Below are 15,041 nucleotides of genomic sequence, written 5' to 3'. Positions count from 1 at the left end.
AAATTTTTTGAGTGCTGAACTAGGCCAGCATCTCAATCCATGCATCACACGTTTGATTAAACAAACCAGCATGATGCTCACTTCGGTTTAGCATAAGTGCGCCTTTTATTGCGCAACATATAATGACCGCTTGCTGATAAGCAGTAGATTTAAAATTAAACTCACCGTTATCAAGTCCGACTTGCAAAATATCACTGAGTATATTTAGCTCAAGATCAGCCATTTTTAATACCTGCTTTTGCAGCGGTTCGGCCATGAGTCGCAAGTCGGTTTGCATGGCGTAAATACCACACATTTGCCCATCGTTCGCACAACTTTGAAACACAGCAAAATAACCTTGTAAACGTGCTTTGGCTGATGGCAGCGTTTTTAAGTGTGATTCTAGCTGCTTTAGCTGCTCGCATTTTAACTGACAAAACGCAATGCCCAAATCGGCTTTGGTTGCAAAATGATGGTGGATACTCGCTTTGCGAATATCGAGCTCTTTAGCAAGGTCTGCATAGCTAAAACCATGGAAACCATTGCTTTGAATAAGCGCATCGGCGTGTTGCAGTATGTTTGTATATGTCGTGTTCATGTTGGGGATATTACCTACCAGTAGGTAGGCTTGCAAGTTGTTTTTTAATCAATGCGTAAAATAAATCATGCCTGAGCATAAAAAATACGGTGCGTTTAAGGCTAAAAGCCGCGTTATTTCTGGCATGAGCACAGCGAGTAAGCTGTTTTTAAAAACGACTTTTTAAGCTGCATGACATTTTAAGTGCACTGTTAAAGGTTCACTGTGAGAAACATTTTTTAATCGATTGCTCTGTTATCAGCAGTTCTATTGTCAGTTTTTTATTGTCAGTTTGTTCTGCTAGTTAAAGGCTTGTAGCAATGTACTTAAGCGAGCCACACCACACAGAACTTAAAGATTACAACAACCTATGTAAAACAAAACAGACGAGAACATTGCACATTTACGAATTTACTAGCACTATTATATAAGAGAGTACTTAATAAATAGGTAAAAAATGCGCACTAACCAAACTAATTGCCAGCAAGTAAGCTGTAAACTGTGTGAAGACAACTTAGAACTAGGCTTTGACTTCACCATGGCTTTTCAACCTATTATTGACTGCTCCGCAAAGAATATTTTTGGTTACGAAGCCTTAGTGAGAGGCCCTAATAATGAGTCGGCTTATTCTGTTATTTCTCAGGTTAATGACGATAACCGTTACACATTTGATCAACTGTGCCGTGTTAAAGCCATTTCTCTTGCTGCAAAGCTAGCGTTACCGTCTATTTTAAGTATTAACTTTTTACCTAATGCGATTTATCAACCTGAGCGTTGTATTAAAACGACGCTAGCAGCCGCCCAAAAATACAACTTTCCTGTTAAGCAAATAATGTTCGAGTTTACCGAAGTTGAACAAGTCGAAGACACCGCTCATATAAAACGCGTTATTGAGTATTATCAATCACTTGGATTTATTACTGCGACCGACGATTTTGGCTCTGGTTACTCAGGGTTAAATTTATTGGCCGATTTCCAAAGTAATATTATTAAGCTTGATATGGAGTTAGTTCGCGATATTCACCTTGATAAAGCACGCCAAACAATTGTTAGCCACTGTATTGCAATGTTCGAAGAGCTTAATATAACACCTCTTGCCGAGGGCATTGAATGTATTGAAGAATACCAATGGCTGCGCAGTGCTGGCGTCAGTTTAATGCAAGGGTATTTATTTGCTCGCCCAGGATTTGAATGCCTACCCGAGGTCGATTTTAGTTTGTTGAATTAGCATAAGCTGCGAAATTCGAGCTACGAGGTGCGAGGTACGAAGTGCGAGCTGCTAAAAACGTAATGCGAGATACGAGGAGCGAGTTACGAAGTGCTAAGTGCTAGCTACGAAATGCGAGCTGCGAAGTGCGAGCTGCTAAAAGCGTAATGCGAGTTACGAAGTGCGAGTTACGAAGTGCTAAGTGCTAAGTGCGAGCAACGAAATGCGAGCTGCGAAGTGCGAGCAGCTAAAAGGGTAATGCGAGGTACGAAATGCTAAGTGCTAGCTACGAAATGCGAGGTGCGAGGTGCGAGGAGCGAGCAACGAAATATGAGCGAAGTGCGGACTAAATACGCGATGTAGAGCCATTGCTACCGATTGAACTTTTCACACGAAATAAATTTCACGCCTACACTGTTTAAACTGTGTAGGGTGCAAATAGGGCAATAAAGTCTGTTTTATTAGCTCTAATCTTTCCTCGTTAGTATTCATATAAATTTAATAGCCTTCCGGTGGGTGGATCTGTATAATCCGCGGCCTATTATTTACCCTATTGCTTGTTTATTTTCGCAGTTTTGCACCATAACCCTGTCAGTATTTTTCTAGGAATAATTCGTTGATCTCAACCGCAAATATCACCATGCAATTTGGCGCAGAGCCGTTGTTCGAAAACATTTCAGCCAAGTTTGGTAACGGTAACCGCTATGGTTTAATTGGCGCAAATGGTTGCGGCAAGTCAACCTTTATGAAAATTTTAAGTGGTGCACTTACCCCTTCTTCAGGCAACGTGTCGATTACGCCAGGCTTAAAAGTCGGTACGCTAAGCCAAGACCAATTTGCGTTTGAGCAATACACAGTGGTTGATGCGGTAATAATGGGCGATACAGAGCTTTGGAAAGTAAAGCAAGAGCGTGACCGCATTTACTCATTACCAGAAATGAGCGAAGAAGACGGCATGAAGGTCGCAGAGCTTGAAAGTATCTTTGCCGAAATGGATGGTTACACGGCAGAAAGCCGCGCTGAAGAAATTTTAATTCAAGCTGGTATTGAACAAGCGTTTCATTACGGGTTAATGGCCAATGTAGCACCGGGTTGGAAACTGCGTGTGTTATTAGCACAAGCGCTGTTTGCTAATCCTGATATTTTGCTTCTTGATGAGCCAACCAATAACTTAGACATTTACACCATTAACTGGTTAGCCAATGAGCTTAACCAACGTAAGTGTACGATGATTATTATTTCGCACGACCGTCACTTTTTAAACTCGGTTTGTACGCACATGGCCGACATTGATTATGGCGAACTGCGCATTTACCCAGGTAACTACGAAAAGTTTATTGAGGCATCTAGCCTTCAACGCGAACAATTACTGGCCGAAAATGCGAAGAAAAGCGCTGAAATCGATGAGCTTCAAGACTTTGTAAACCGCTTTGGCGCTAACGCCTCTAAAGCAAAGCAAGCGAGTTCGCGTGCTAAACGTATGGATAAAATTAAGCTAGATGAAGTTAAATCATCAAGCCGTATGAGCCCGTCTTTGTACTTTGACGAAGGCAAAAAAATGTACCGCCAAGCACTTGAACTCACTAAGTTAGGCCATGGCTTTGACGGCGAAACCTTATTTAGCGGCGGCGACTTATTACTTGAAGCGGGTGCAAAACTGGCTGTTATTGGTGAAAACGGCGTGGGTAAAACGACGTTTTTACGCTGCTTAGTGAACGAACTTCAAAGTAACGAAGGGGTTGTTAAATGGTCAGAAAATGCAAGCGTTGGTTACTGCCCACAAGACAGCACTAAAGACTTTGATAACGACTTAACCCTATTCGACTGGATGTCGCAGTGGCGCACAGCCAAGCATAACGATTTAATGGTGCGTGGCATGCTAGGGCGTTTGTTATTTACCGCAGACGATGCCAACAAAAAGGCGCGCAACTGCTCTGGTGGTGAGAAAAACCGTTTGTTATTTGGTAAATTAATGATGCAAGACATTAATGTACTCGTAATGGATGAACCCACGAACCACATGGATATGGAAGCCATCGAAGCGCTTAACAATGCGTTAAAAGATTACGAAGGCACGCTTATTTTTGTGAGCCACGACCGTGAGTTTGTTTCGTCATTGGCAACCCGCATTATCGATATTAAAGACAAACAGATCATCGATTTTCAGGGCACATTTGACGAATATATGGACCATGTTGCACAACAAGAGTCATAACCCCTTTTTATACAGGTGAGCTATTTAGCTCACCTTTTTGTTTACGTTCAGTTACATAATACCTTTGACCTACTTACCCACTTTAGGTAATTTACATCTCCCTTACAAAACATAATAAATTTTTAGGATGTAAATGAAAAAGTTCCTTGGCGTATCGGCACTGACGCTTGCGCTCACGGCCTGTGGCGGCTCATCAACAGATAAAAAACCAGATGATAAAGTAGTACAAAATACCGCACCTACATTGTCTGGCTCATTAACAATAAATACAAAAGCACTTGAGCCTGCAACCTTAGTGGTTGATGTAAAAGATGAGCAAAACGATACAATCACTGCAACAATCATTGATAAGCCAGAATGGCTGAACCTCTCTAGCAAAAATAACCAAGTCACCTTTCAAATTGAACCCAGTTTGTTCGATATTGCGAACCATACATTTACGGTCGAGGTGTCGGATGGCAAAGCGACTAATCAGTATACGCTCATTGTGAATGTCGCTGAAAATCGCGAAGCATGGCAATCTATAACGTTAAGCGATGACGATATAATCGGTAATTGGCACACTAAGGATGCGAGCATTCAACTCATTTTTGCCTCGAAAGATAGCGGCGTTCTATCACACAATGGTGAGCTAAGTGCTTTTAAATGGTCAAATCCTGACGTGGTAGCGTTAAACACACACGCTATTGACTGTGTTTTGGACTGTTCTCAAAAAGCATTGATTGAAATTGATGTTTTGGCTAAGCGTGATGATGCACTGCGTGTTGAGTTTTTTAATGTATCTGAAGACAAAGGCGACGTAGTTACATTGTATAAAACACAGCCTGAATTACGCTCACACTATTATGTTGATACCCGTGTGAGTACATTTCACACTGTAAATCATTTGAATACAGAAGCAGAAGAAAGCTACTTTGAGTTTGTGTTAGCCAGCTCAGTGCCGACTCCCTCAGGAAAAACACTATTCCAACCTTATGCCGACTTTTCGGCGATGCTTAATGGCACACAACTTACAATTACTAGCGACACGCTTGTTAATACGTATAACACGTCGCAATTACACAAAGATGGCTACGAGTTTAATGTTGCATTTGACTTAAACTTAATAGATGCAGAAATTATTGCGCAATTTGATGACTTTTTGGTCGTAAAAGTAAGCCACAATTTAACTTATCACGATGAAATAACCCCAAGCCAAATTGCTGAGTCTGCAGAGCTTGTTGCCGCAATGCAAACGCAAACATCGATCGGCACATTTCGCCGTATTACACCAACCGCAGTACCCAACCTTGAAATTGGCACACGTTATACAGGCCGTCTAGATAATAAGATTGCAGACACTGGCGAGGGTTTAACATTACGCTATGTGCCTACACACTTTGCTATAACAGCTGCTAACCAAGCGACCGTCACGTTTAACACACCAAAAAACGACGATTCATTTAAGTGGCATTACACCTTAGATAATAATGGCGAAACCATAAAGTTAACAGGCAATGGCTCAGATACATCATTGCAATTTTTTACAATGCACACAGGTAAAATGCTTTATGCGCTTGAACGTAATAAAGAAGAGCGCCAAGCACGCCTAGCCTACGAGCTATTAGAAGTCATAGACGAAACCAATATCACATTAGCTGATTACAAAGAGGTATTCAGCTACTTACGCCAAGACTTTATCATCGGAAATAATAAAGTATTTTGGTTTATTAACGACGATGGAAAGGGCAGCTACTATTTCAACTCTAGTTTTGGGGAGACAGACGCTGCTTATTTCACACCAAACGCATACTGGCAACTCGAAAGCGACAATAGCATTACGTTTGCATTAATGTCTTTGTGTCCAAACGCTGATGAGTTTGTAAGCTGTAAAAACGAAATATTAGCCAATGAAACAGGCAGTTATTTGTCATTAGCTAACTTTAAAATGCTTTATAAAGACGGTGATAAATACATTTTCGACCGCTTAATATGGCAACGTTTATATGATTACAGCGATCAAGTTTATAAAGAAAACGTATATCAGCATAGTTATTGGATGGGTAAGCAATAAGCAAACAGGTTTAGGTTTTTGTTTTTAACCTGCGCGCGTCAATTGTTTCATGATGTGGTTACACACTATGGCGCGATGGCGCGCGAAATAAATTTCACGCCTACAAGTACGGGTTACGAGGTGCGAGATGCGAGTTTCGAGCTACGAGGTGCGAGCTTAGAGAGTCGAGCTTAGCGCTGAATACGCGGTATAAAATCGTAAAAAAAGCGCGCGAGATAAGTTTCATGGCTGCATTGCGCGGTATTTTTTCGTGGCATTTATATTATAAATTTAAAGCAGGGATGATACGCTGGAGACACTTTTTTAAAAAATGGTGGGAAAGGATAATGGTATTATTACGCGTAATATTAATCTCAGCAGTAGCGCTGTTTAACGTAAGTTCGGTGCTAGCAAATAATGAAAAACTCAGTTACGACGCTGAGTTGAGTACGTACTCGTACGACTACCCTGTTAAGTTTTTTAATCTGTCTTCTCAACAATCTTCTTTAAAAATGGCTTACTCGTATTTAAAACCTAAGGATGATAAGCCTACCGTTGTGCTTATGCATGGTAAAAACTTTAATGGTCATTACTGGACATCGACAGCGAAGTATTTAAATGAAGCGGGCTATGGTGTTTTAATCCCCGATCAAATTGGTTTTGGTAAGTCTTCAAAGCCTAAAGATTATCAGTTTTCGTTCCCTGCCCTTGCCAATAATACGCATCAATTAATTACCTCGTTAGGTATAAAACGCCCTATTGTTTTGGGGCACTCTATGGGTGGAATGCTGGCAAGCCGCTATGCATTAATGTTTCCTGAGCAAGTGCGAAAACTTATTTTATTGAACCCGATTGGGCTTGAAAACTACCTTAGCTATGTTCAATACAAAGACACTGATTTTTTCTATGATCTTGAGCTTGGTAAAACACCCGAGAAGATCATTGCCTATCAAAAACAAAACTATTATGACGGGAAATGGAATCAAGACTATGAGCAACTTACGCACTTTTTGAGTGGCCAAATTCAGGGGCCTGATCATGAGTTAATGGCATGGGTTAATGCTAAAACCTATGACATGATTTTCACTCAGCCGGTTATTACTGAGTTCGACCAATTTAAAATGCCTGTTGCTTTAATTATTGGTACTCGCGATAGAACAGGTCCTGGCCGTAACTGGAAAAAGCCGGGTGTAGAATACCAACTTGGTCGCTATGACGAGCTGGGTAAAACGGCCGCTAATCTCATTCCTACTGCGCACTTAATTGAACTAAAAGACATTGGTCACTTGCCTCATATTGAAAATTTTGAGCTGTTTAAAAAGGCGATGAATAAAGCGTTAGCCTTTAAAGAATAACGCTCATAATGTGCGTATTTTTGATAAGCAAGCGATGCTTACGCTTTAATAATATTGCTATAAAAAAGGCCACAGCAATGCTGTAGCCTTTTGATATTTATTAACTTAAATTAAAGATCAAAACGGTCGGCGTTCATTACTTTCACCCATGCGTCGACAAAGTCGTGTACAAAACGTGCTTTGTTATCGTCTTGTGCATAAAACTCGGCGTATGCGCGTAAGATTGAGTTTGAACCAAAGACTAAATCAACCCGTGTTGCAGTCCATTTAGTAACGCCTGTGCTGCGCTCAACTATGTCGTAATAACCTTTGCCTAGTGGTTTCCACGTAAAGGCCATGTCGGTTAGGTTTACGAAAAAGTCGGTGCTGAGTGTGCCTACGTTATCGGTGAATACACCGTGCAAAGTCCCCTCATAATTAGTGCCAAGTACACGCATACCACCCACAAGTGCTGTCATTTCTGGTGCCGTTAAGCCCATTAATTGCGTGCGCTCTAACATGAGCTCTTCTGCTGATACTGCATACTCTTCTTTAAGCCAGTTACGGAAACCATCGTGTATTGGCTCAAGCACGTCGAACGACTCGGCGTCGGTCATGTCGTCAGTTGCATCACCTCGCCCTGGTGCAAAAGGTACGGTTACATCGACCCCTGCAGCTTTTGCTGCTTGTTCTATTGCTGCACTGCCACCTAGCACGATTAAATCGGCCAGGCTTACTGGCTTGCTTAAATCTGCTTGAACCGACTCGAGCGCGCTAAGTACGTTGGCTAAACGTTTTGGCTCGTTGCCTTGCCAATCTTTTTGCGGTGCTAGGCGAATACGTGCCCCGTTTGCGCCACCTCGGTGATCTGAACAACGGTAGGTGCGGGCACTATCCCACGCGGTAGTAATCAGATCGGCTTGGCTTACGCCACAATTCAGTAACTTGGTTTTAAGCTCGCTAATTTCGCTGTCTGTTAGCGTGTAATCGACCGCTGGGATCGGATCTTGCCAGATCAGATCTTCATTCGGTACATCGGCCCCTAAATAACGAGACTTAGGCCCTAAATCACGGTGCGTTAACTTAAACCATGCACGCGCAAACACATCGCTGAAGTATTCAAAGTCGTCGTTAAAACGCTCGATGATCTTGCGATACGTTGGGTCCATTTTCATCGCCATATCGGCGTCGGTCATAATTGGGTTTAAACGAATAGAGGGATCTTCAACATCAACCGGTTTGTCTTCTTCTTTAATGTTAATAGGTTCCCACTGCCACGCACCTGCTGGGCTCTTTTTAAGTTCCCAGTCGTAGTTAAGTAGCAAATAACAATACCCGTTATCCCACTTAGTTGGGTGCGTTGTCCATGCGCCTTCGATACCTGATGTCATGGTATCGCGGCCAATGCCACGCGAGGTATGGTTGTTCCACCCTAAGCCTTGTTCATATACATCAGCGGCTTCTGGCTCTGGACCTACATTTGCTTCGCTGCCATTACCATGCGTTTTACCCACCGTGTGACCACCGACGGTAAGCGCTGCGGTTTCTTCGTCGTTCATTGCCATACGAGCGAATGTTTCGCGCACTTGCTCTGCCGTTTTAAGTGGATCGGGGTTACCGTTTACACCCTCTGGGTTTACGTAAATTAAGCCCATTTGTACCGCGGCCAATGGGTTTTCCATGGTGTTTGGTTTTTCTACATTGCTGTAACGTTCATCACTCGGAGCGAGCCATTCTTTTTCGGCTCCCCAGTAGATGTCTTTCTCTGGATGCCAAATATCTTCGCGGCCGCCCGCAAAACCAAAGGTTTTTAAGCCCATTGATTCGTACGCCATGTTACCGGCTAGAATCATTAAATCGGCCCAAGATAATTTGTTACCGTATTTTTTCTTAATAGGCCAAAGTAAGCGGCGTGCTTTGTCTAGGTTGGCGTTATCGGGCCATGAGTTTAAAGGTGCAAAACGTTGGTTACCTGTGCCACCGCCACCACGACCATCTTCTAAACGATACGAACCAGCAGAGTGCCATGCCATGCGGATCATTAAGCCACCATAATGGCCCCAATCAGCTGGCCACCACAGTTGGCTTTCGGTCATGAGGTTTTTTAAATCGGTTTTTACAGCTTCAAGGTCGAGAGATTTAAATGCTTCGGCATAATTAAAGTCTTTGCCGTATGGGCTTGTTTTGCTGTCGTGTTGATGAAGAATGTCGAAGTTTAGCGCGTTAGGCCACCAATTTGTGTTTGATTGAGCGGTGACTGTGTTACTACCATGCATTACCGGGCATTGACCCGTTTTTCCATTACTCATTTTTTGCTCCTTATAAGCTAAAATGTGACGAAATATTTTAAATCTCAATTAAATGCAGTTTCGCCATAAAAGGGATTTTCTGTTAGTTATGAATCACTAATCAGTTAGAAGTTCCCGTTATTTAGAACTATAGGAGTTGTATAAAAATAATGCCAGACCCCAAACGCGACTTTAAATCGATTGCTCTGATAGAAAAATCTGATTTGTGTTAACAGCGAAAGTCGACCATTTTATAAGGGTATTAATTAACAGTGAGTCCCATATGAAAACCATTAATCCTGATGTTGCTAAACAATTAAGTATTAACTTTTTCATCGCCAATTTGCCAATATTAGTATTAACGGGGATCATCGCTGCCTCTATCGCAGGACTGGCTTTTAGAAGCCCATTACTATTTTGGCTCGTGCTTATTGTTACGCCATTCAGTATTAATTATTTATATTCAAAAAAACGTATCAAACAATTTTGTAAAGACAACCGCTGCGATGATATGTCGTGTCTTGGTAAACACACTGATTAAATTTTAATTTTATTACCCTGTCACCAGATTATTTTCACTCCATTTAGTCTATTTTTTAGTTAGTTAGGCTATTTTCATCGGTAATTTAAAGGTTACAGCAACACCTTGGTCTAGCTCGCTCGCTATACTCACCTCGCCTTGCAATGCTTGGGTTGCAAGGTTATAAACAATTGACATACCAAGCCCACTGCCTCCTGTACCACGTTTGGTGGTGAAAAAGGGTTCAAACACTTTATGTATTACCTCTGCGCTCATGCCGTGACCGTTATCTTTATAGCACAGTGTGTATGTGTCGTTTTCGTGGTTAACGGTCACTACTATATCAATGTGATTCTGCTGACGGCCCGTAAACCCATGCACACAACTATTATTCACCAAGTTTAATATTATTTGACTTATAGCCCCGGGCACGGTGATCAGATTAAGATCATCTTCGCACTTTATGGTCACTGTAACGTTATGACCGCGGGTCAGCGGCATTAAACTGTGCACTATGTTTTCGAGGTAATGCTTAATGTTTGTTTCAAGTAAGTTAAGTGAAGACTGATCAACGGCGGTTTGTTTAAAGTCACTAATCAGCTTTGCAGCGCGCTCAAGGTTAGTGAAAGATATTTTAAAGCATTCATTTAAATGGTTCATACCATCAATAAGCGCAGCCTTTGTTAAGGTGTTTGACTGGACAAGCTTATCGAGTTCGGTGAGTTTATCTTTTGCAGAGCTATTTGCTGTGACGGCGATGCCGATAGGTGTATTAACCTCATGCGCAATGCCGGCAACAAGATTACCTAGCGATGCCATTTTTTCGGATTCTATGAGTTTTTCTTGGGTGTCTGTAAGCTCTGTTAAGGTTTTTTCGAGTGTACGAGTTCGTTCTGCAACCCGTTGCTCTAATAGTTGATTTGAGCGCTCTAATTCAGCGTTGATGCGTTCATTTTCTTGCGCCGATAGCGCACGCCCATATAAATCGGCTAATGCCCCGATAAATGAACACTCATCTTCTGTCCATTGGCGTTGTCCGCCAATGTGTTCACAGCAAAAAATACCTATCATTTTGCCTTTATAACGAATGGGAGCGTCAAGCATCGCACCAATATTGAGGGGAGCAAGGTAACTTTCGCTAAATTCCGATGTTGCAGGGTCTGTGTGAGCATCAACAGCGGTAATGGTGCGCTGGCTATCGAGGGCTTTAAAATAAGCAGGATAAGCATCACGAGGCAATACGATCATTTGGATCTCTTTGTCGTTTTCTCTGTCGAGTAGCAAACGACATTCAATCGCGGTGTTTTCTTTATTTAGTAACCATATTCCTGCCCGACCAATTTCAAGGCCATCAAGTACAGCATTTAGAATTAAGCGTTCAGCTAATTCAACATTACCACTATCAAGATCCGAAGACATTGATACGCCGTAAAGCAGTTGGACTAGTTGTTGGCGCATTACACTCACCTTTTAGTTGCAGGACACCTTAAGTCTAGACGAACATAGAAAATCTGAGATATCAAAAATTACTTTTTAGAAACTCTTTTAGTATTAAGTAGTTGTTCAGATTAAAGTGGCTATATTGTACCTAACTCCTGTTGATACCCCCTACAACGTTATGTTGTTTAAGCAGTTTGACCAGCTCTATTTTGAGCTGGTTTTTTTTGCCTAGTCCACACAGGCCTCGCATGTTAAAGTTACTTTAGAATTCACTAAACAATGAATATGTCATGCGTTATACCTTAATTTTATTCACCTTTTTAATGAGCTTTAGTCACTTTGCCAAGGCTCAAACAGCACAAGAAAACAGCCCTGCCTTAACCGAAGCAGAGCAACAACAGGCACTCGATAAACTGCAAGAGCCTATGTATAAGCCTTTGTTAGAGCGCTATATTCTTGATGAGCTTAAAGCGGTACGCCAAGATCAACAAAAGCTGCGTGAAGATGTAACAAAACAAGTTACTCATACCCAGTTAGATACTGCCGACCGTGCATTAACTTATACCACCGACACCATTAACAATGTGTTTTTCATTATTACTATTACGGCATCTATTTTAGTGTTAGTTGGTTGGAACTCATTACGCGATGTAAAAAATAAAGTAGAAGACATTGTAAATACGCGAGTGAGTGCAATTACTAAAGAATACGAAGAACGCTTAAAAGTACTAGAAGAAAAGCTACGAGAGCGCTCTGAAGAAATTTTAACGAACCAGAAAAAAATCTCGATCACCAACGAAGTACACTCTTTATGGATGCGTGCGAATTTAGAAAGTGATGTGGCTAACAAGATTGAAATTTTTGATGAGATTTTAAAACGTAAACCTGAAGATGTAGAAGCAATCGCGTATAAAGCCGATGCACTATTAGAAATTAATCAAACAGGTGAAGCGATTGAATTGTGTAATCAAGCGCTCGAAATGGACAGTGACTATGGTTATGCCTATTGGCAACGAGCCTGTGCTTACGCGCTGTTACACAAACATGCTGATGCGATGGCTGATATTCGTATGGCCCTTGAGTACTCGCCAAACTTGCGTAATGAGTTATTACACGAAAGTGCATTTGCAAGCTTACACGATAACGAAAGCTTTAATTCGTTATTAAATGAAACGGCTTAAGCAGGTTCGAGCAACGAGTTTCGAGCAACGAGGTTCGAGCAGCGAGGTTCGAGCAGCGAGGTTCGAGCAGCGAGGTTCGAGCAACGAGGTTCGAGCAGCGAGGTTCGAGCAGCGAGGTTCGAGCAGCGAGGTTCGAGCAGCGAGGTTCGAGCAGCGGGGTTCGAGCAATGAGGTTCGAGCAGCGAGGTTCGAGTAGCGAGGTTCGAGCAATGAGGTTCGAGCAGCGAGGTTCGAGTAGCGAGGTTCGAGTAACGGGGTTCGAGCAGCGAGGTTCGAGTAGCGAGGTTCGAGTAGCGAGGTTCGAGTAGCGAGGTTCGAGCAGCTAGGTTCGAGTAGCGAGGTTCGAGCAACGAGGTTCGAGTAGCGAGGTTCGAGTAGCGAGGTTCGAGGTTCGAGCAGCTAGGTTCGAGCAACGAGGTTCACTTTTATACTAAATAAATTTTACGCCTACCATTCAACAAAAAAGAGCAGCTCAGCTGCTCTTTTTTACTTAACGGAAGAATAACACCTTGGTTATTTTGCCATTCTCAATTTGGTAACTGGTCACAAACTCAGAACGTTTATCCACTACATTGGGGTCTTGTGTGCAGGTTTCTGATAATTCGTGATCAATAACAATGTTGCCAAGCACAATACGTTTGATAGGCGATGACTTAATACACTTCAATTTTTTAAACATAATGCCGTAACGCGCAATCAGTTTTTCCTTGCCTGTGAACATTAACTCATTAGGAAACGCATAAAACTCAACATTCTCATCGTACATTTTAATAAATGCTTCAATATTACGCGCATTATAAGCCGCTATCACTTGCTCAATAACCGCCATAGACTCGCGAGATTGACGCGCTTTCTCTTGCTGTTTAGCCGTTAACGCTTCTTTAGCTTGGTTAACTGCTTTTTCGGCCTCTGCGACAGCTTCTTGCTTTGCTTGTGCTGTTTTTGGTTTTTCTGCGGGTACTGGCGTTTGTGTACCAAGCACTTTGCTGTCATCAACCTGAGCTGCTGCTTTTTGTTCTTCAGCAACGACTTTAGGTTGCGCTGTTTCTGTTGTTACAGGCTCTTGCGGGTTATTAACGGCTTGCTCTGTTGTCGTTTGTTGGTCTGTCTTTAAGGCGCGGGTGTCTGTGTGGGTTGCTGTTGTGTTGCCTTCAATAAATTCTAAGGCTGGCACTGATTTTTCTGTTTTTTGCTCGCTTTTCGTTTCTTGTTCAGCTTTTGTTTGTGGCTCGGCTTTTTGGGCAGTTTCGTCACTTGCAATAGACTGCCATGTAAATAATAAACTAATTGCAAAAAATAACGGTTTCATACTTTTCCTAAATGCATCATTCCTGATTTGAGGCGCTAAAGTAGCAAATTCTCGCTGTTAGGCATAGTCTTTTACCAATACTGCTCAACGGTTATCTGCCCAGGCTCGCGGCGACGGTTGCGACTAAAGCCAAGCTCTAACAAAATTGCCGTGGTGTCTTTTACCATTTCGGGGTTACCGCAAATCATAAATTGAGCCGTGTCTGGATTAACGTGTTTGCCAGTGACCTCAAATAAACGATGATCTTTTATAACGTCAGTGATCCGGCCATTAAACCCGACTGATGCTGACTCTCTGCTGACTACGGGCGAATAGTGAAGATTAGGGTTTTGCTTTTGCAAAGCGGCAATACGCTGTTGATAGCTTAGGTCTTCGTTTAAACGCACACCATGCACTAAATGCACGTGCTCAAACTTTTGCCACACATCGCCTTGCTCTAAAATTGAAATAAATGGCCCAAGCGCGGTGCCTGTACTAAGCATATACAGTTGCTCGCTACTCGGTACTTCGTCCAGTGTAAAAAAGCCCGTAGCGCGGCGTTCAATGGTCACCGAATCCCCCGGTTTTAATTGCGCTAACTGCTGAGACAGTTGACCGTCTTCAACATTTATTAAATAAAACTCAAGATCAGGGTTGTCTGGTGCATTCACATACGAATAAGCGCGTGCTACCCGTTTATCACCCACTTGCATCGCTAATTTAGTAAACTGGCCCGCTGTAAATGGCTCGACATCTGCATTCACTATTAGGCTAAATAGCGAGTCGGTCCACCATTTTACGTCTTTAACCTTCGCTTCAATCCAATTAGACATACGCATCCTCGAGTTATGTTCCTTTATTAAAGGTGGCAAGGATTGGTAGTGGTGTCAATGGGCATAGTAAGAAGTTTTAAAATACGCGATACGAAAAAGATAATACACGTTAATAGGCTAGGCAAACTCGCTACGACCGTTTCGAAG

General features: G+C 42.3%; 11 protein-coding genes. 6 read left to right on the top strand and 5 right to left on the bottom strand.

The annotated features are described in order from the left end of the window. Positions 1-19: 19 nt before the first annotated feature. Positions 20-577, bottom strand: coding sequence for a TetR/AcrR family transcriptional regulator (locus BWD47_RS03680; RefSeq protein ID WP_036972512.1), 558 nt, complete (start codon positions 575-577; stop codon positions 20-22). 436 nt (positions 578-1,013) lie between these two features. Between BWD47_RS03680 and BWD47_RS03675 the strand changes: the two genes are divergently transcribed. The 4 genes from BWD47_RS03675 (at position 1,014) to BWD47_RS03660 (ending at position 7,365) form a co-directional block, all read left to right on the top strand. Continuing rightward, entirely contained in the window at positions 1,014-1,784 is a 771-nt protein-coding gene (locus tag BWD47_RS03675; RefSeq protein WP_075593395.1) for an EAL domain-containing protein, read from the top strand. Between the two features lie 595 nt (positions 1,785-2,379). Beyond that, entirely contained in the window at positions 2,380-3,978 is a 1,599-nt protein-coding gene (locus tag BWD47_RS03670) for an ABC-F family ATPase (protein ID WP_074988464.1), read from the top strand. Between the two features lie 133 nt (positions 3,979-4,111). Then, positions 4,112-6,031: a hypothetical protein gene (locus tag BWD47_RS03665; protein ID WP_075593394.1), complete on the top strand. Its 1,920-nt coding sequence runs from the start codon at positions 4,112-4,114 to the stop codon at positions 6,029-6,031. Between the two features lie 326 nt (positions 6,032-6,357). After that, positions 6,358-7,365 (top strand): alpha/beta fold hydrolase, encoded by a 1,008-nt coding sequence (locus BWD47_RS03660; protein WP_075593393.1) that lies wholly within the window; start codon positions 6,358-6,360, stop codon positions 7,363-7,365. 110 nt (positions 7,366-7,475) lie between these two features. On the opposite strand, the gene katG is transcribed toward BWD47_RS03660, so the two are convergent. Then, complete coding sequence (gene katG, locus BWD47_RS03655; protein WP_075593392.1) at positions 7,476-9,653, bottom strand: catalase/peroxidase HPI; 2,178 nt, start codon at positions 9,651-9,653, stop codon at positions 7,476-7,478. 262 nt (positions 9,654-9,915) lie between these two features. Between katG and BWD47_RS03650 the strand changes: the two genes are divergently transcribed. Then, positions 9,916-10,173: a hypothetical protein gene (locus tag BWD47_RS03650; RefSeq protein ID WP_075593391.1), complete on the top strand. Its 258-nt coding sequence runs from the start codon at positions 9,916-9,918 to the stop codon at positions 10,171-10,173. 63 nt (positions 10,174-10,236) lie between these two features. On the opposite strand, the gene BWD47_RS03645 is transcribed toward BWD47_RS03650, so the two are convergent. Continuing rightward, complete coding sequence (locus BWD47_RS03645; RefSeq protein WP_075593390.1) at positions 10,237-11,610, bottom strand: GAF domain-containing sensor histidine kinase; 1,374 nt, start codon at positions 11,608-11,610, stop codon at positions 10,237-10,239. Positions 11,611-11,882: 272 nt separating this feature from the next. On the opposite strand from BWD47_RS03645, the gene BWD47_RS03640 reads away from it, so the two are divergent. Continuing rightward, positions 11,883-12,773: a tetratricopeptide repeat protein gene (locus BWD47_RS03640; protein WP_036972521.1), complete on the top strand. Its 891-nt coding sequence runs from the start codon at positions 11,883-11,885 to the stop codon at positions 12,771-12,773. Between the two features lie 490 nt (positions 12,774-13,263). Here the strand turns inward: BWD47_RS03640 and BWD47_RS03635 are convergent, their stop codons facing one another. Further along, a complete protein-coding gene (locus tag BWD47_RS03635) occupies positions 13,264-14,082 on the bottom strand; it encodes a nuclear transport factor 2 family protein (protein WP_075593389.1) in 819 nt (272 codons plus the stop codon). Positions 14,083-14,153: 71 nt separating this feature from the next. Further along, the gene (locus tag BWD47_RS03630; protein WP_036972964.1) at positions 14,154-14,894 is read right to left on the bottom strand and encodes a ferredoxin--NADP reductase; all 741 of its coding nucleotides are present in this window, start codon (positions 14,892-14,894) and stop codon (positions 14,154-14,156) included. Between the last annotated feature and the right edge of the window lie 147 nt (positions 14,895-15,041).

The organism is Pseudoalteromonas sp. PAB 2.2, from assembly GCF_001938575.1.
Lineage (GTDB): Bacteria > Pseudomonadota > Gammaproteobacteria > Enterobacterales > Alteromonadaceae > Pseudoalteromonas > Pseudoalteromonas lipolytica.
The sequence above is the reverse complement of the archived record's forward strand: the minus strand, read 5'-3'. Positions and strand labels throughout refer to the sequence as shown.

What these genes read in the sequence shown, in the direction of transcription:
- BWD47_RS03650 (WP_075593391.1), top strand. Translation starts at nt 9,916, where the DNA reads ATGAAAACCATTAATCCTGATGTTGCTAAACAATTAAGTATTAACTTT.
- katG (WP_075593392.1), bottom strand. Translation starts at nt 9,653, where the DNA reads ATGAGTAATGGAAAAACGGGTCAATGCCCGGTAATGCATGGTAGTAAC.
- BWD47_RS03665 (WP_075593394.1), top strand. Translation starts at nt 4,112, where the DNA reads ATGAAAAAGTTCCTTGGCGTATCGGCACTGACGCTTGCGCTCACGGCC.
- BWD47_RS03630 (WP_036972964.1), bottom strand. Translation starts at nt 14,894, where the DNA reads ATGTCTAATTGGATTGAAGCGAAGGTTAAAGACGTAAAATGGTGGACC.
- BWD47_RS03640 (WP_036972521.1), top strand. Translation starts at nt 11,883, where the DNA reads ATGCGTTATACCTTAATTTTATTCACCTTTTTAATGAGCTTTAGTCAC.
- BWD47_RS03680 (WP_036972512.1), bottom strand. Translation starts at nt 577, where the DNA reads ATGAACACGACATATACAAACATACTGCAACACGCCGATGCGCTTATT.
- BWD47_RS03645 (WP_075593390.1), bottom strand. Translation starts at nt 11,610, where the DNA reads ATGCGCCAACAACTAGTCCAACTGCTTTACGGCGTATCAATGTCTTCG.
- BWD47_RS03675 (WP_075593395.1), top strand. Translation starts at nt 1,014, where the DNA reads ATGCGCACTAACCAAACTAATTGCCAGCAAGTAAGCTGTAAACTGTGT.
- BWD47_RS03660 (WP_075593393.1), top strand. Translation starts at nt 6,358, where the DNA reads ATGGTATTATTACGCGTAATATTAATCTCAGCAGTAGCGCTGTTTAAC.
- BWD47_RS03635 (WP_075593389.1), bottom strand. Translation starts at nt 14,082, where the DNA reads ATGAAACCGTTATTTTTTGCAATTAGTTTATTATTTACATGGCAGTCT.